At 70.3% G+C, this 15,011-nt stretch carries 15 protein-coding genes; 10 read left to right on the top strand and 5 right to left on the bottom strand.

What is annotated here, in order from left to right; genetic code table 11:
- Positions 1-25: 25 nt before the first annotated feature.
- The 3 genes from ligA to def all read left to right on the top strand — a co-directional run bounded on the left by ligA (position 26) and on the right by def (position 3,301).
- Positions 26-2,119 carry an NAD-dependent DNA ligase LigA gene (ligA, locus tag R0232_RS18895; RefSeq protein WP_431509057.1) on the top strand — a complete coding sequence of 698 codons (2,094 nt, stop codon included), beginning with the start codon at positions 26-28 and terminating at the stop codon, positions 2,117-2,119.
- Between the two features lie 111 nt (positions 2,120-2,230).
- Positions 2,231-2,692 carry a hypothetical protein gene (locus tag R0232_RS18890; protein WP_256222437.1) on the top strand — a complete coding sequence of 154 codons (462 nt, stop codon included), beginning with the start codon at positions 2,231-2,233 and terminating at the stop codon, positions 2,690-2,692.
- Positions 2,693-2,761: 69 nt separating this feature from the next.
- Positions 2,762-3,301: a peptide deformylase gene (def, locus tag R0232_RS18885; protein WP_057596930.1), complete on the top strand. Its 540-nt coding sequence runs from the start codon at positions 2,762-2,764 to the stop codon at positions 3,299-3,301.
- Between the two features lie 39 nt (positions 3,302-3,340).
- Here def and R0232_RS18880 read toward each other — a convergent pair whose 3' ends face one another.
- Complete coding sequence (locus tag R0232_RS18880) at positions 3,341-3,730, bottom strand: DoxX family protein (protein ID WP_093342144.1); 390 nt, start codon at positions 3,728-3,730, stop codon at positions 3,341-3,343.
- Between the two features lie 220 nt (positions 3,731-3,950).
- Between R0232_RS18880 and R0232_RS18875 the strand changes: the two genes are divergently transcribed.
- From R0232_RS18875 to R0232_RS18860, 4 genes are all read left to right on the top strand, one after another.
- Entirely contained in the window at positions 3,951-4,985 is a 1,035-nt protein-coding gene (locus tag R0232_RS18875) for an amino acid ABC transporter substrate-binding protein (RefSeq protein ID WP_203201111.1), read from the top strand.
- On the top strand, positions 4,982-5,989 hold the full coding sequence (locus R0232_RS18870; RefSeq protein WP_431509056.1) for an amino acid ABC transporter permease: 1,008 nt from the start codon (positions 4,982-4,984) through the stop codon (positions 5,987-5,989). Before R0232_RS18875 ends, R0232_RS18870 begins: the two co-directional genes overlap by 4 nt.
- A complete protein-coding gene (locus R0232_RS18865; RefSeq protein WP_431509055.1) occupies positions 5,986-7,062 on the top strand; it encodes an amino acid ABC transporter permease in 1,077 nt (358 codons plus the stop codon). Before R0232_RS18870 ends, R0232_RS18865 begins: the two co-directional genes overlap by 4 nt.
- 264 nt (positions 7,063-7,326) lie before the next feature.
- Positions 7,327-8,682: a homoserine dehydrogenase gene (locus tag R0232_RS18860; protein ID WP_431509054.1), complete on the top strand. Its 1,356-nt coding sequence runs from the start codon at positions 7,327-7,329 to the stop codon at positions 8,680-8,682.
- 7 nt (positions 8,683-8,689) lie between these two features.
- On the opposite strand, the gene R0232_RS18855 is transcribed toward R0232_RS18860, so the two are convergent.
- Together R0232_RS18855 and R0232_RS18850 are read right to left on the bottom strand one after the other, a co-directional pair.
- Positions 8,690-10,201 carry a sodium:solute symporter family protein gene (locus R0232_RS18855; protein ID WP_431509053.1) on the bottom strand — a complete coding sequence of 504 codons (1,512 nt, stop codon included), beginning with the start codon at positions 10,199-10,201 and terminating at the stop codon, positions 8,690-8,692.
- Positions 10,198-10,497, bottom strand: a complete 300-nt coding sequence (locus R0232_RS18850; RefSeq protein ID WP_203201107.1) for a DUF3311 domain-containing protein — start codon at positions 10,495-10,497, stop codon at positions 10,198-10,200. The genes R0232_RS18855 and R0232_RS18850 overlap by 4 nt, the downstream gene beginning before the upstream one ends.
- A 203-nt stretch (positions 10,498-10,700) precedes the next feature.
- Here R0232_RS18850 and R0232_RS18845 point away from each other — a divergent pair, with 203 nt between their 5' ends.
- The 3 genes from R0232_RS18845 to R0232_RS18835 are packed head-to-tail and all read left to right on the top strand — an operon-like array spanning position 10,701 to position 12,674.
- Positions 10,701-11,237: a helix-turn-helix domain-containing protein gene (locus tag R0232_RS18845; protein ID WP_203201106.1), complete on the top strand. Its 537-nt coding sequence runs from the start codon at positions 10,701-10,703 to the stop codon at positions 11,235-11,237.
- Between the two features lie 13 nt (positions 11,238-11,250).
- Positions 11,251-11,619 (top strand): TIGR04076 family protein, encoded by a 369-nt coding sequence (locus R0232_RS18840; RefSeq protein ID WP_093342132.1) that lies wholly within the window; start codon positions 11,251-11,253, stop codon positions 11,617-11,619.
- Entirely contained in the window at positions 11,616-12,674 is a 1,059-nt protein-coding gene (locus tag R0232_RS18835) for an aldo/keto reductase (RefSeq protein ID WP_296782800.1), read from the top strand. Before R0232_RS18840 ends, R0232_RS18835 begins: the two co-directional genes overlap by 4 nt.
- Positions 12,675-12,688: 14 nt before the next feature.
- On the opposite strand, the gene R0232_RS18830 is transcribed toward R0232_RS18835, so the two are convergent.
- The gene (locus R0232_RS18830; protein ID WP_431509052.1) at positions 12,689-13,099 is read right to left on the bottom strand and encodes a PPC domain-containing DNA-binding protein; all 411 of its coding nucleotides are present in this window, start codon (positions 13,097-13,099) and stop codon (positions 12,689-12,691) included.
- 13 nt (positions 13,100-13,112) lie between these two features.
- A complete protein-coding gene (gene pgm, locus R0232_RS18825) occupies positions 13,113-14,783 on the bottom strand; it encodes a phosphoglucomutase (alpha-D-glucose-1,6-bisphosphate-dependent) (RefSeq protein ID WP_431509051.1) in 1,671 nt (556 codons plus the stop codon).
- Positions 14,784-15,011: the final 228 nt, after the last annotated feature.

Below are 15,011 nucleotides of genomic sequence, written 5' to 3'. Positions count from 1 at the left end.
GCATCGTTTTTTCGGAAGACACCCCATGACCACGCGCGACGAAGCGGCCCGCGAAGCCGCCGACCTGAGCGAGAAGCTCCACCACAACGCCTACCTCTACTACGTGCTCGACGCGCCCGCGCTGCCCGATGCCGAGTACGACCGGATGTTCCAGCGGCTGCAGGCGATCGAGGCCGAGTTCCCCGAGCTGCGCACGCCCGACTCGCCGACGCAGCGCGTGGGTGGCAAGGTGCTCGACGGCTTCGTCAAGGTGCGCCACAAGGTGCCGATGCTGTCGATCCGCACCGAGACCGACATCACGCCCGGCGGTGCCAGCAGCTTCGACGCGCGCGTGCGGCGCGAGCTCGGCCTGGCCGAGGACGGTCCGCAGATCGCCTACGTCTGCGAGCTCAAGTTCGACGGACTCGCGATGAACCTGCGCTACGAGCACGGCGTGCTGGTGCAGGCCGCCACGCGCGGCGACGGCGAGGTCGGCGAGGAGGTCACGCAGAACATCCGCACCGTGCGCGAGATCCCGCTGCGCCTGAAGGGCAACGCGCCGCCGGTGGTCGAGGTGCGCGGCGAGGTCTACATGAAGCGCGCCGACTTCGAGGGGCTCAACGAGCGCCAGCGGCAGAAGATCGCGGCCGGCCAGAAGAACGAGAAGGTGTTCGTGAACCCGCGCAATGCGGCCGCGGGCGCGGTGCGCCAGCTCGACCCGGCGATCGCCGCCGAGCGGCCGCTGAGCTTCTTCGCCTACGGCCTCGGCGAGGTCACGCCGCCGGCCGAGGGCGGGCCCGACTGCCCGACCCAGTTCGACTGGCTGCAGCAGTTCCATGCCTGGGGCTTCCCGGTGGCGACGCAGACCGCGCGCGCGACCGGTGCGATCGAGCTGATCGCGTTCCACGAGAACATCGGGCGCCAGCGCGACAGCCTGCCCTACGACATCGACGGCGTGGTCTACAAGGTCGACAGCGTCGAGCTGCAGCGCCAGCTCGGCTTCGTCTCGCGCGAGCCGCGCTGGGCGGTGGCGCACAAGTACCCGGCGCAGGAACAGATCACCGAGGTGCTCGGCATCGAGGTGCAGGTCGGGCGCACCGGCAAGCTGACGCCGGTGGCCAAGCTGGCACCGGTGTTCGTGGGCGGCGTGACCCTGACCAACGCCACCCTGCACAACGAGGACGAGGCACGCCGCAAGGACGTGCGCGTGGGCGACCGCGTGATCGTGCGGCGCGCGGGCGACGTGATCCCCGAGGTGGTGGGCGTCACGCCCGAGAGCCTGGCGCGGCCCGAGGGCGAGCGCGGCGCCGTCTTCACCATGCCTCACAAGTGCCCGGTCTGCGGCTCGGATGCCGTGCGCGAGGAGGGCGAAGCCGACTACCGCTGCACCGGCGGGCTGTTCTGCGGTGCCCAGCGCAAGGAGGCAATCCTGCATTTCGCGGCGCGCCGTGCGGTCTACGTCGACGGGCTCGGCGACAAGCTGGTCGAACAGATGGTCGACGCCAACCTGATCCGCACCTTGCCCGATCTCTACAAGCTGGGCTTCACCACGCTTGCGGGGCTGGAGCGCATGGCCGACAAGTCGGCGCAGAACCTGGTCGACGCGCTCGAGGCCTCGAAGAAGACCACGCTGCCGCGCTTCCTGTTCGGCCTGGGCATCCGCCACGTGGGCGAGAGCACCGCGAAGGACCTGGCCAAGCACTTCGGCAAGCTCGACGCGATCATGGATGCGAGCGAGGAACTGCTGCTCGAGGTCAACGACGTCGGCCCGGTGGTGGCGCAGAGCCTGCGCACCTTCTTCGACCAGCCGCACAACCGCGAGGTGGTCGAGCAGCTGCGCGCCTGCGGCCTGAGCTGGGAGGAGGGCGAGCCCGCGGCGCGCGTGCCCAAGCCGCTGGCGGGACTGACCTTCGTCATCACCGGTACCCTTCCTACGCTGAGCCGCGACGATGCGAAGGACAAACTGGAATCGGCTGGCGCCAAGGTCGCCGGCTCGGTCAGCAAGAAGACCCACTACCTGGTGGCCGGCGAGGAAGCCGGCAGCAAGCTCGACAAGGCGCGCGAGATCGGCGTCGAGGTGATCGACGAGGCGCGTATGCTGGACATACTCGCCAACGGCGTGCCTCCGGCTGCGGAGTGAGGGGACGGCCTCTCGACTTACCGGCCGTTACGCGACTTCACACCAGCGCAGTCAACAGGGCCTACAAGCTGGTACGTTGAATGAACGCAGAAGGCTGACAAGGAGACCCTCATGCAGAAAACTCGTGTTCTCGGTTTATGCCTCGCGGCCGGTGGCCTCGCGCTGCTCACGGGCTGCGTCGCGGTGCCCGGCGACCCGTACTACAACGGGGGCTATAGCGGGGGGTATTCGGATCCCTACTATTCCGATCCCGTCGTGGTGCAGCCCGCGCCCGTGTACATCAACGGCGGCGGCACCTACTACGACCGCCGTCCCTATTACCGCGATCGGCCGTACTACGGACGTCCCGCCTATCCGTACCCGTCCCGTCCGGGCTGGAACGGCAATGGCGGTGGACGTCCCGGCTGGGGCGGACGCCCGCCCGCGGTCGTGCCGCCGGTGGCGCTGCCGCGCCCGCAGCCGCAGCGCACCGTGCCGGTCACGCCCGGCACCGGCCGCGGCGTTCCGGGTGCCTTGCCGGGCATGCCCGGCTATGTGCCGCAGAACATCGCGCCGTCTCTCCCGGGCCATTAAGCCGACAGCGCCGGGTGGGCGCGACGCGCCCGCCTGCGCGGCCCGCGGGCCCTCGCGATAATCCGCGCCATGGCCATCCACGAAATCCTCAAGATGGGCGATCCGCGCCTGCTGCGCATCGCGCAGCCGGTCACCGCCTTCGACACCGACGAACTGCACCTGCTGGTGCGCGACATGTTCGAGACCATGCATGCGGTCAACGGCGCCGGCCTCGCGGCACCGCAGATCGGTGTCGACCTGCAGCTGGTGATCTTCGGCACCGATGTCGTGAACCCACGCTACCCCGACGCCCCGCCGGTGCCGCGCACCGTGCTGCTGAACCCGGTCATCACGCCGATCGGCGAGGCCGAGGAAGAGGGCTGGGAAGGCTGCCTGTCGGTGCCCGGCCTGCGCGGCGTGGTGCCGCGCTTCTCGAACATCCGCTACACGGGCTTCGATCCCTACGGCGATCCGATCGACCGCACGGCCAGCGGCTTCCATGCGCGCGTGGTGCAGCACGAGGTCGACCACCTGCTGGGCAAGCTCTATCCGATGCGGGTGCGCGACTTCTCGCGCTTCGGCTACACCGAGGTGCTGTTCCCGGGCCTCGACGCGGCCGACGACGATTGAGCGGCGGACCGGGCCCGCGGCCCGGTGGCGCGGCTCGAATTACTTGCTGTTGAGCCCGAAGCGGCCGCCGCCCGTGAACGCGAGCGCGATGGCCGAGAACAGGAACATGCCCTGCAGTTCGAGCGCCCAGCCACCCTGGCCGTTGAGGGCGCCGAGGTCCTTTCGGTGCACCAGCCAGATCGCCACCAGCATGTTGATCGCCACGATCGCCGCCGCGGGCCGCGTGTACAGGCCGATGATCAGCAGCACCGGCGCGACGATCTCGCCTACGTAGACCAGGTAGGCCAGCACGCCCGGCAGGCCATGCGAGGCCAGCATGCCGCCGATGCCGTCGACACCCTTGGTCACCTTGGCGATGCCGTGCAGAAGGATGAAGATGCCCAGGGCGACGCGAAGAATGAGCTTGCCGGTGTCGTCGGACTTGAACATGGTCGGGGTTCCTCGGTGATGGTTCGAAATGTTGCGAGGGCCGTATGGTAGTGAAGAAACGGCATGCATCCGCGCATGCGACCGTCGTGCCTGCGCGGACTTCGCATATGCATCCAACCGCCTGTTCTTTGGCGGCCCGGCGCGCCGCCTCGTACACTGCCTTTTTGCCTTTGCGCAGACACCCCCACCGCAGACCGCGACCCTTGAGGAGAACCCACCCATGACGCCCCGATTCCGATCCGCCTTCGCCCTGGCCGCGGCCGCCGCCGCGCTGGTCGCCGCCGCGCCCGCCTTCGCCGGCAAGACCCTCGATGCGGTCAAGCAGCGCGGCAGCGTCAAGTGCGGCGTGACCAATGGCGTGGCCGGCTTCTCGGCGCCCGACACGCAGGGCAACTGGTCGGGCCTCGACGTCGACACCTGCCGCGCGATCGCCGCGGCCGTGCTCGGCGATGCGAAGAAGGTCGAGTTCGTGCCGCTCAATTCGCAGCAGCGCTTCTCGGCGCTGCAGGCCGGCGAGATCGACATCCTCGCGCGCAACACCACCTGGACGCTCACGCGCGACGCCTCGCTGGGCTTCAACTTCACGACCATCACCTACTACGACGGCCAGGGCTTCCTGGTGCCGAAGAAGCTCAAGGTCACGAGCGCCAAGCAACTGAAGAACGCGACCATCTGCACCCAGTCGGGCACCACCAACGAGAAGAACGTCTCCGACTACTTCCGGGCCCAGAACATCCCCGTCAAGACCGTGGTGTTCGAGAGCTTCGAGGCCTCGTTCAAGGCCTTCTTCTCGGGCCGTTGCCAGGCCTTCACCACCGATGCCTCGGCGCTCGCCGGCCTGCGCAACAAGGAGGCGCAGAACCCCGACGACTACCTGATCCTGCCCGAGCTGATCTCCAAGGAGCCGCTGGCGCCGCTGGTGCGCCGCGGCGACGACGAATGGTTCGCGATCGCCAAGTGGGTGCCCAATGCGCTGATCGAGGCGGAAGAGGCCGGCATCACCGAGGCCAACGCCGAACAGCTCAAGGCCTCGAGCAAGGACCCCGCGCAGCAGCGCCTGCTGGGCGCCGGTGAAGACCTCGGCAAGCTGCTGGGCCTCGACAAGGACTGGTCCTATCGCGCCATCAAGGCCGTGGGCAACTACGGCGAGATCTTCGAGCGCAACGTCGGGCCGAAGTCGGTGCTGAAGCTGCCGCGCGGCTCCAACAACCTCTGGAGCAAGGGCGGCCTGATCTACGCACCGCCGGTGCGATGAGCCTGCGGGCCGCGGGCAGCGCGCGCCGCTCGGCCTGGCTGGCCTGGGCTGTGCAGGTGCTCTTGGTGCTGGCCGTGGTGGCCGGCGCCTTCTGGGTCGTGCACCACGCGCTCGAGGTGCTGCGCGCGCGCGGCGTGCGCTCGGGCTTCGACTTCCTCACCGAGCCCGCGGGCTTCGCGATCAGCGAGGGCTGGCTCGACTTCGAGGCCAGCCAGCCGTCGTGGCGAGCCTTCCTCGCCGGCCTCGTCAACACCGTGCGCGCCGCGGTGCCGGCCGTCGTCTTCTCGGTGCTGCTCGGCACCCTGATCGGCATCGGCCGGCTCGCGCCGCATGTGCTGGTGCGCGGCATCTGCACCGCCTACGTCGAGCTGCTGCGCAACGTGCCGCTGCTGGTGCAACTGCTGATGCTGGCCTTCGTGATGGCGAACCTGCTGCCCGACCCGACGGAGCCGGTGCGGCTGCTGCCGGGCGTGTGGCTCAGCAAGGGCGGCCTCGGCGTGCCGTGGCCGGTGGCGGGCGAGGGCGGCTGGTGGCCCACGCACCTCGAATGGCCCGAGCGCGGCGACTTCGGCGTGAACGGCGGCGCGGCGCTGAGCCCCGAGTACGTGACCATCGTCGCGGGCCTATCGCTCTACTCGGCCGCCTTCGTGGCCGAGATCGTGCGCGCGGGCATCCTGTCGGTGTCGCAGGGGCAGGTGCTCGCGGGGCAGGCGATGGGCTTCTCGCCGGTGCAGCAACTGCGCATCGTGATCCTGCCGCAGGCGCTGCGCGTGATCGTGCCGGCGCTCACCAACCAGGTGCTGAGCCTGGTCAAGAACTCCTCGCTCGCGGTGGCGGTCGGCTATCCCGAGCTGGTGTCGGTGGCCAACACCACCATCGGCGCGAACGGCCGCGCCTTCGAGTGCATCGCGATCATCATGGCGGTCTACCTGCTGCTGTCGCTCGTGATCTCGCTGGGCATGAACCGCTACAACGCGCGCGTCGCGCTGCGGGGCTGGCGATGAGGGCCGTGCGAGGCCCGATCGCCTGGCGGCACGAACTCTGGGGTTCGCCGCTGCGCACGCTCGCCACGCTGCTGCTCGCGGCGCTGCTGGCCTGGGCCGGCTGGCACCTGGTCGAGTGGGCCGTGGTGCACGCGGTGTTCCGCCCCGATGCCGAGGCCTGCCGCGCGGTGCAGCACGGCGCCTGCTGGGGCGTGGTGGCCGAGAAGTGGCGGCCGATGCTGTTCGGCCGCTTCCCTTACGAAGACCAATGGCGTCCCGCGATCGCGGTCGCGCTGCTGTCGGCGGTCACGGTGCTCAGCGCCTGGCCGCGCAGCTGGCGCTGGTGGCTGCCGGCGCTGTGGCTGCTGGCGCTCGCGGCCTTCGTGCTGCTGATGCGCGGCGGCGTGTTCGGCTGGAGCCATGTGCCGACCAACCGCTGGGGCGGCCTGCCGCTGACCATCGGGCTCGCGGTGGTCGGGCTGGCGCTGGCCTTTCCGCTCGCGCTGCTGCTGGCGCTCGGGCGCCGCTCGGGCTGGCCGGTGGTGCGCACGCTCTGCGCAAGCTACATCGAGCTGGTGCGCGGCGTACCGCTGATCTCGGTGCTGTTCATGGCCTCGTTCCTGCTGCCGCTGCTGTGGCCCGCGGGCTGGCAGCCCGACGTGCTGGTGCGCGTGCTGGCCGGGCTGTCGCTGTTCGTGGCCGCCTACCTGGCGGAGATCATCCGCGGCGGCCTGCAGGCCGTGCCGCGCGGCCAGACCGAGGTCGCGATGGCGCTGGGCTTCGGCCGCTGGCCGGTGCAGCGCGACATCGTGCTGCCGCAGGCGCTGCGGCTGGTCGTGCCGGCGCTGACCAACAACGTGGTCGGCACGCTCAAGGACACCTCGCTGGTCACGGTGGTGGGGCTGTTCGAGCTCACGGGCGCGCTCGGCCTGTCGCTCGGCGGCGATCCGACCTGGCGGCCGTTCTACCTCGAGGGCTACCTGTTCATCGCGGCGATCTACTGGCTGCTGTGCTTCGGGCTCTCGCGCTACAGCGTGTGGCTCGAGGGGCGCCTCTCGGCCATGCCGCGCGTGGTCCAGGCCGAGCCGGCCTGAGGCGTCCTGTACACTCCGGCCCCATGTCGTGTTTCCTCCCCGCCTTCGCATCGAGCGCCGCCCGCATGGGCCGCATGATGCCGTCCGCCTCCACGCGGACCGACCGGGCAATGGATGCACGAATGATTACCACCATTACCACCGCGGCCACCTGAGCACGCGCAGGTGGCCGTTCCGGCAGCCACCTGGTGATCGCTCTTCCCCCGAACGAATGAAACCCAGCTCTGGCAGCTGGGTTTTTGTTTTTGTCGTTTGGAGAAGCCCATGTACCGCGATCCCGTCCAGTCCCTCGAAACCGTCGTGCCCAGCCAGGCCATGCGCCCGCTGCGCGTGGGCATGATCGGCATCGGCACCGTCGGCTCGGGCACCTTCCGCGTGCTGGCACGCAACCACGACCAGATCGCCGCGCGCGCCGGCCGTGGCATCGAGATCGTCATCGTGGCCGCGCGCAACCTCGCGCGCGCCGCCGGCATCGTGGGCGAGGGCGTGGCGCTCACCGACGATGCGATGCGCGTCGCGACCCATCCCGAGCTCGACGTGGTGGTCGAGGTGGCCGGCGGCACCGGCGCGGCGCGCGACTGGGTGCTGGCCGCGATTGCCCACGGCAAGCACGTGGTGACGGCCAACAAGGCGCTGCTGGCCGAGCACGGCGGCGAGATCTTCGAGGCCGCGCGCCGCCACGGCGTGGCGGTGGCCTACGAAGGCGCGGTGGCGGTCAGCATCCCGATCGTGAAGGCACTGCGCGAAGGCCTCGTGGCCAACCGCATCGAATGGGTGGCGGGCATCGTCAACGGCACCACCAACTTCATCCTGAGCAAGATGCGCGACGAGGGCCTGGACTTCGGCGCCGCGCTCGCGCAGGCCCAGGCGCTCGGCTATGCCGAGGCCGATCCGACCTTCGACATCGAGGGCATCGACGCGGCCCACAAGCTCACATTGCTCGCGGCCAATGCCTTCGGCATGCCGCTGCGCTTCGCCGACGTGCAGGCCGAGGGCATCACGGCGCTGCAGGGGCTGGACGTGGTCTGCGCTGAGCAACTGGGCTTTCGCGTCAAGCTGCTGGCCGTGGCGCGCCGCCGTGAGAAGGGCGTCGAGCTGCGCGTGCAGCCCGCGCTGGTGCCCGCCGAGCACCTGATGGCGCATGTGAACGGTTCGATGAACGCGGTGATGGTCAAGGGCGACGCCTCGGGCGTGACGATGTACTACGGCGCCGGTGCGGGCTCGGAGCAGACCGCCTCGGCCGTGATCGCCGACCTGGTGGACGTGGCGCGGTTGGCCGGCACCCCGGCCGCGCAGCGCGTGCCGCACCTGGGCTTCCATGCGCATGCGATGAATGCGCTCGAGGTGCTGCCGCGCGCGGCGGTGCGCAGCGCGCACTACCTGCGCGTGCCGGTGCACGTGGCCGGCGGCATCGAGGCCGTGACGGCCTGGCTCGCGGGCCAGCAGGTGCCGGTGCGGCAGGTGACGCTGGCCGCGCCCTGCGCGGCCGGCGCGCAGGTGCTGGTGCTGACCGAGCCGATGGCGCAGGGCGCGCTCGATCTCGCGGTGCATGCGCTGCAGTCGCACCCGGCCGTGGCCGGCGCGGTCGCGACGCTGCGCGTGGAAACGCTGGAAGGCTGAAGCCCGCTCAGGCGGCGCGCGCGGGCAGGCCGCCGGATGCGGCCCGCGGTGTCTCGTCGTCGAGCTGCCCCAGTGCCAGCGCGGCGGCGCGCGGCCGCTGCGTGACGAGGCTCACGGCCACCACCACCGCCGCGTTGATCGCCATCGCGATCAGCCCGGCCTCCCATTGCGGCAGCGCGGTCGCCCAGAACTTGGCGGCCGGCGGCGCGAGCAGAGCCGCGAAGCCCGCGAGCAGCCCGGCCAGCACGCCGAGCGCGCTGGTGCGCTTCCAGAGGAAGCCGAGGAACACGCCGGGCGCCAGCATGCCGATGGCCGAATAGGCGTCGAGCAGGATCTTCACCAGCGAGCCCTTCTGGCTGATCGACAGCCACACGGCGATCGCCGCGAAGCACACCAGCGAGCCGCGCGACAGCGCCAGCGCCGCGCCTTCGCCGAGCGCGGGCCTGAAGGGCCGCACCACGTTGCGCGTGAAGATCGAGCCGGCCGTCAGCAGTAGCAGCGACCCCGGCGCCAGCGCCAACAGGAAGCCGGTGCCCGCGAGCAGGCCCACGGTCCAGGCCGGATAGCGGTCGGACACGAACTGCAGCAGCGCCGCGTTGAGGTTGCCGCCCGGCGGCTGCGTGCCCGCGATCAGCGCCGCGAAACCCAGCAGGATGATGAAGAAATAGGCCAGCGAGTAGATCGGCTGCCAGATCGCGTTGCGCCGGATCGCGGTGGCGCTGTGCGCCGTGTACGACATCTGGAACAGGTGCGGGAACACCCAGTTGCCCAGCGCGATGTTGATGGCCGAGGTCATGAGCCAGATCGCGGTGGTCGGCGAGCTCGCATCGAGGCCCGGGAAGCTGCCGATGCCCGGATGCTTCGCCTCGGCCAGCGCGAACAGGTCGAGCAGCGAAGCCGCGCCCACCTTGCTCGCCACCGTCACGCTCAGCAGCACCACGACCAGCACCATCAGCACGTCCTTCACGCCGGCCGCGAAGGCCGCCGAGCGCACGCCGGCCACGAACACGAAGGCGATCATCAACAGGCCCGCGCCGATGGTCGCGGCCTCGCTCGACACCGCGCCGTCGAGCGTGAGCTGCACGATCAGGCCCAGGCTCACGAGCTGGATCTGCACGTAGACCACCAGCGAGGCGATGCCGACCACGCCGGTGAGCACGCCGAGCCAGGGCGCCTCGTAGCGCGCGGCGAAGAAGTCGGACTGCGTGAGCAGGCGCCCGATGCGCCCCGCGCGCCAGATCTTCGGCATCAGCCAGTAGCCGACCGCATAGCTCATCGACACCGAGCAGAAGGCCAGGTAGGCCGGCGCACCCAGCGCCCAGGCATAGCCCGAGATGCCGAGCACCGCGAAGGTGGTGTAGACCTCGCCCGCGTTCATGAACCAGAACAGCAGGGTCCCGAGGCTGCGGCCGCCTACGGCCCATTCGGCCAAGGTGGCGGCGCGCCGGGTGCGGCGGCCATAGGCGATGGCGCCCGCGACCGTGGCGAGCAGGATGGCCAGGACGATCGCGAGCTTCATCGCGCGCTCCCGTGGCCGTCGGTACCGGCGTCCTGGTGCCGCGCGAGGAAGTCGGCTTCCTCGTCCTCCACGCCATGGCGCGCGTCGAGCCGGAACACCAGCGCGATCGCCACGCTCGTGAGCACGATGCCCGCCATCTGCCAGGCCATCGGGAACGGCAGGCCGAAGGGCCGCAGCGCGATGTCATTGACCACGGGCGCGAGGCCGGCCTGCCAGACGAAGGGGAAGGCCAGCAGCCATCGGTAGGCGCGGCGGCGGGGAGGCGATGCGATGGAGGAGGGAGACGGGCCGGCCATTCGAAACTCCTGTGAAGTGCTGCTGCACGAGATGGGCGCGGAGTGTGCAGCGAAAGTGCACGAAGCACAAGCGGGTCGAGTTCGGGTTTTCCTTGTAAATAACGCGCCAATTCTGGGCGTTCAGCCAGCTTGACGTGCACCGTCATGGCACATAGCATTGCCTCATTCGTGCTGTCAGACTGCACAAAAGGAAATTCCCACCCATGATCGGCGAACGGCTCAAGGAACTGCGCACCGCACGCGGCCTCTCGTTGCGCGAGCTCGCGGCCCAGGCCGGCGTGTCGGCCACCTTGCTGAGCCAGATCGAGCGCGCGGTCACCGACCCCAGCCTCGAAACCCTGCGCCGGCTCGCGGGCGTATTCGGCGAATCGGTGTCCTCGCTGTTCTCCGACCCCGCGCCGCCCACCGTCTGGGTCAGCCGGCCGGGACGGCGCGCGATGCTCACGGCGCCGCAAGGCCAGGTCGCCTACGAGCGGCTGACCGCCGGCGTGGGCCAGCTCGAGGTGCTGCGCGCCGTGCTGCAGCCGGGCCAGATGTCGGCCGACGAGCCGCGCGGCCATGCCTCGGCCGAGTGCGTCTACGTGGTGGCCGGCGCGCTGGTGGCGCAGGTCGCGGGCGTCGACTACCCGGTGCAGGCCGGCGAGAGCATCTCCTTCGATGCGCGGCTGCCGCATCGCTACATCAACGCCTCGCAGGCGCCGACCGAGATCATCCTGTCGGTGACACCGCCCAATCCCTGAGCAGGAGCCTCCCATGAGCACACCGACCGATTCCGCCGCCGAGCGCAGCTTCACGCTGCACGACCTGCGCGTCGAGGTGGTCGCGCCCGAGGGCGCGCGCATCTACTGCGGCCAGCCCGGCGACCACTTCGAGCTGCGCGGCGAGATGCTGCACCTGCCGCCGGGGCAGGGCTTCTCGATCTATTCGCTGGGCGCGGTGCTGCCGCTGCTGGCCGCCAAGCAGCGCGCCACCGACGGCAACGACTGGATGAGCACCGACGCCGAGATCGCCTGTCCCGATCCGAACTGCCCCTCGCGCCTGCGCATCACGCGCATCGGCACGCGCGTCTTCCGCCACGCCGACACCACGGCCGTGGTCCACCCTTCCGACCTTCGACCATGAGCACCGTCCCCCGCACCGAACTCGCCCCCGGCTATTCCATCTCGCGCATGCTCAAAGGCGGCTGGCAGCTCGCCGGCGGCCATGGCGGCATCGACCGCGCCGCGGCCATCGCCGACATGTCGGCCTACTACCAGGCCGGCATCACCACCTTCGACTGCGCCGACATCTACACCGGCGTCGAGGAACTGATCGGCGAGTTCCGCCGCGAGCACCGCGCGCGCCACGGCGCCGACAGCCTCGCGCAGCTGCGCGTGCACACCAAGTTCGTGCCCGACCTCGCGCTGCTGCCGAGCATCGACAAGCAGCAGGTCGAACAGACCATCGACCGCTCGCTGCGCCGCCTCGGCGTGGAGCGGCTCGACCTGGTGCAGTTCCACTGGTGGGACTACCGCGTGCCGCGCTATGTAGAGGTCGCGCACTGGCTGGCCGAGCTGCAGCGCGCCGGCAAGATCGAACTGCTGGGCGGCACCAACTTCGACACGCAGCGCGCGCGCGAACTGGGCGACGCGGGCCTGCCGCTGCGCAGCATGCAGGTGCAGTACTCGCTGCTCGACCAGCGGCCGCGCACGCGGCTCGCGGCCTGGTGCGCGCAGGCCGGCGTGAAGCTGCTGTGCTACGGCAGCGTGGCCGGCGGCTTTCTCTCGGAACGCTGGCTCGGCGTGAGCGAACCGGCCGAGCCGCTGGAGAACCGTTCGCTGGTCAAGTACAAGCTGATCATCGACGACTTCGGCGGCTGGGATCTGTTCCAGGCACTGCTGCAAGCCTTGCAGAAGATCGCGCAGCGGCACGGCACCTCGCTGTCGGCGGTCGCGATGCGCTGGGTGCTCGCGCAGCCCGAGGTGGCGGCCGTGATCGTCGGCGTGCGCCGCGGCGACCATCTGCCAGACCACCTGCGCATGCTCGCGTTGCAGCTCGACGCGGCCGACCTCGCGGCGCTCGACGCGGTGCTCGCGCAGCGCCGCCCGGACAGCGGCGACGTCTACGAGGTCGAGCGCGACATCGAGGGGCGGCATGGCCGCGTCATGAAGTACGACCTCAACGACAAGCCGCACTGAGGCCCCTGTCCGGCTCAGCCGCGCTCTAGCGCTTTCCCGTACATCCTCAGTTCGGCATAGCCCGTGGCCTCGTCGTGCTCGCGCGAGAAGCGCCATTCGGGCAGCAGCGCCAGCAACACTTCAGCGGTGGTGCGCACCACGCAGCCCGGCGCCGCATGGCCGCCCCAGACCCGGCCCTGTGCGTCCGCCACGCTGATGTGCAGGTGCGAACCCGTGGGCGAGAGCGAGCCCGCGAGCGTGAGGATCTCCAGGTCGCCCTCGAGTGCCGTGGGCTCGGGCGCGCCCGCGAAGCGGATCCGCGCACCGCGCAGGCTGCCGATGCCCGAGAGCAGGAAGGCCGCGTCCACCGCCTGCTGCGCGAGCACGCGGTCGAGCGCCGCGCGCAGGTCGTCGCCGGGCGAGAGGCGCAGGGGCAGCGTGCGCATCGCGCGACCGGTTTCAGGGCGCCGCGAGCGCGCCGTCCACCACCTGCTGCGCTTCCTCGAGGATGCGCGCGAGGTGCTCCTGGCCCTGGAAGCTCTCGCCGTAGATCTTGTAGATGTTCTCGGTGCCCGAGGGACGCGCCGCGAACCAGCCGTTCTCGGTGATCACCTTCACGCCGCCGATGGCCGCGCCGTTGCCGGGCGCATGGCTCAGCACCTCGACGATCTTCTCGCCCGCGAGCTCGGTCGAGCGGATCTGCGCGGGCGACAGGCTCGACAGCCGCTTCTTCTGCTCGACCGTGGCCGCCGCGTCGACACGGTCGGACACCGGCCGGCCCAGCGCCTGCGTGAGCTCGGCATAGCGTTCGCCCGGATCGCGCCCGGTGCGCGCGGCGATCTCGGCCGACAGCAGCGCCGGCACGATGCCGTCCTTGTCGGTGGTCCAGGCGGTGCCGTCGCGGCGCAGGAAGGTCGCGCCCGCGCTCTCCTCGCCGCCGAAGGCCAGCGAGCCGTCGACCAGCCCGTCGACGAACCACTTGAAGCCCACCGGCACCTCGTACAGCCGGCGGCCCAGGCGCTGGGCCACGCGGTCGATCATGCGGCTGCTCACCACGGTCTTGCCGACGGCCGCGGCGGCGGGCCAGTCGGGGCGGTGCGTGTAGAGGTAGTCGATCATCACCGCGAGGTAGCTGTTGGGCTGCATCAGGCCGCTGCTGCCCGCCACCACGCCGTGGCGGTCGTGGTCGGTGTCGCAGGCGAAGGCGATGCCGAAGCGGTCCTTGAGCGCGATCAACTGGTGCATCGCATCGGGCGAGGACGGGTCCATGCGGATGCGGCCGTCCCAGTCGAGCGACATGAAGCGGAAGGTCGGGTCGACCTCCTGGCTCAGCACCGTCAGGCGCGAGAGCTTGTAGCGCTCGGCGATCGCGGGCCAGTAGTGCACGCCCGCGCCGCCCAGCGGATCGACGCCCAGGTCGATCCGAACGTCGCGGATGGCGTCCATGTCGAGCACCTGCGCGAGGTCCTCCACATAGGTGTTCAGGTAGTCGTGCCGGTGCGTGGTCGAGGCCTGGAGCGCCTGCGCCAGCGGCAGCCGCTTCACGCCCTGCAGGCCGTTGGCCAGGAAGCCGTTGGCGGCGGCCTCGACCGCCGAGGTGATGTCGGTGCCGGCCGGTCCCCCGTTGGGCGGGTTGTACTTGAAGCCGCCGCTCTCGGGCGGGTTGTGCGAGGGCGTGATCACGATGCCGTCGGCCAATCCGGTGCTGCGGCCGCGGTTGTAGACCAGGATCGCGTGCGACACCGCGGGCGTGGGCGTGTACTCGTCGTCCTGCGAGAGCATCAGCTCGACGCCGTTGGCCGCCAGCACCTCGACCGCGCTGTTGAAGGCCGGCGTGGAGAGCGCATGGGTGTCGATGCCGAGGAACAGCGGCCCGTCGATGCCTTTCTGGCGCCGGTAGTCGCAGATCGCCTGGCTGATCGCGAGCACGTGCCATTCGTTGAAGCCGTTGTCGAAGGACGAGCCGCGGTGGCCCGAGGTGCCGAAGGCCACGCGCTGCGCGGCCACCGAGGGATCGGGCCGGCCGCTGTAGTAGGCCGAGATCAGCCGCGGCACGTTCACCAGCAGGTCGTGCGGCGCGGGCTGGCCGGGGAGGGCGGCGGGGGCCGAGGTCTTGGAGGCAGGGCTCATCGGTGTGTGTCCAGGGTTCTGAAGGCGGCGCCGGGCCGGGTGTTCCGAGGATACGGTGGCTGGCGCCGATGGCACAGTCGGAGATCGGCGCGTCATCTCCACTGGACCGGTCGCCGGATCGCATGCCAAGATTGCGCAAACGTTTCCCCTCCCGAATCCAGTAGGGAGATCGTGAATTTTGTCGATACTTTTGTTCTCGTTTCGCCCAGATCGCCCAAATTCGCGTCC

The sequence above is a fragment of the Variovorax sp. DAIF25 genome, assembly GCF_050711835.1.
GTDB lineage: Bacteria > Pseudomonadota > Gammaproteobacteria > Burkholderiales > Burkholderiaceae_C > Variovorax.
The sequence above is the reverse complement of the archived record's forward strand: the minus strand, read 5'-3'. Positions and strand labels throughout refer to the sequence as shown.

Bases quoted from the DNA above. Each gene is read 5' to 3' on its own strand.
- ligA (WP_431509057.1), top strand. From the start codon at position 26: ATGACCACGCGCGACGAAGCGGCCCGCGAAGCCGCCGACCTGAGCGAG.
- R0232_RS18890 (WP_256222437.1), top strand. From the start codon at position 2,231: ATGCAGAAAACTCGTGTTCTCGGTTTATGCCTCGCGGCCGGTGGCCTC.
- def (WP_057596930.1), top strand. From the start codon at position 2,762: ATGGCCATCCACGAAATCCTCAAGATGGGCGATCCGCGCCTGCTGCGC.
- R0232_RS18880 (WP_093342144.1), bottom strand. From the start codon at position 3,730: ATGTTCAAGTCCGACGACACCGGCAAGCTCATTCTTCGCGTCGCCCTG.
- R0232_RS18875 (WP_203201111.1), top strand. From the start codon at position 3,951: ATGACGCCCCGATTCCGATCCGCCTTCGCCCTGGCCGCGGCCGCCGCC.
- R0232_RS18870 (WP_431509056.1), top strand. From the start codon at position 4,982: ATGAGCCTGCGGGCCGCGGGCAGCGCGCGCCGCTCGGCCTGGCTGGCC.
- R0232_RS18865 (WP_431509055.1), top strand. From the start codon at position 5,986: ATGAGGGCCGTGCGAGGCCCGATCGCCTGGCGGCACGAACTCTGGGGT.
- R0232_RS18860 (WP_431509054.1), top strand. From the start codon at position 7,327: ATGTACCGCGATCCCGTCCAGTCCCTCGAAACCGTCGTGCCCAGCCAG.
- R0232_RS18855 (WP_431509053.1), bottom strand. From the start codon at position 10,201: ATGAAGCTCGCGATCGTCCTGGCCATCCTGCTCGCCACGGTCGCGGGC.
- R0232_RS18850 (WP_203201107.1), bottom strand. From the start codon at position 10,497: ATGGCCGGCCCGTCTCCCTCCTCCATCGCATCGCCTCCCCGCCGCCGC.
- R0232_RS18845 (WP_203201106.1), top strand. From the start codon at position 10,701: ATGATCGGCGAACGGCTCAAGGAACTGCGCACCGCACGCGGCCTCTCG.
- R0232_RS18840 (WP_093342132.1), top strand. From the start codon at position 11,251: ATGAGCACACCGACCGATTCCGCCGCCGAGCGCAGCTTCACGCTGCAC.
- R0232_RS18835 (WP_296782800.1), top strand. From the start codon at position 11,616: ATGAGCACCGTCCCCCGCACCGAACTCGCCCCCGGCTATTCCATCTCG.
- R0232_RS18830 (WP_431509052.1), bottom strand. From the start codon at position 13,099: ATGCGCACGCTGCCCCTGCGCCTCTCGCCCGGCGACGACCTGCGCGCG.
- pgm (WP_431509051.1), bottom strand. From the start codon at position 14,783: ATGAGCCCTGCCTCCAAGACCTCGGCCCCCGCCGCCCTCCCCGGCCAG.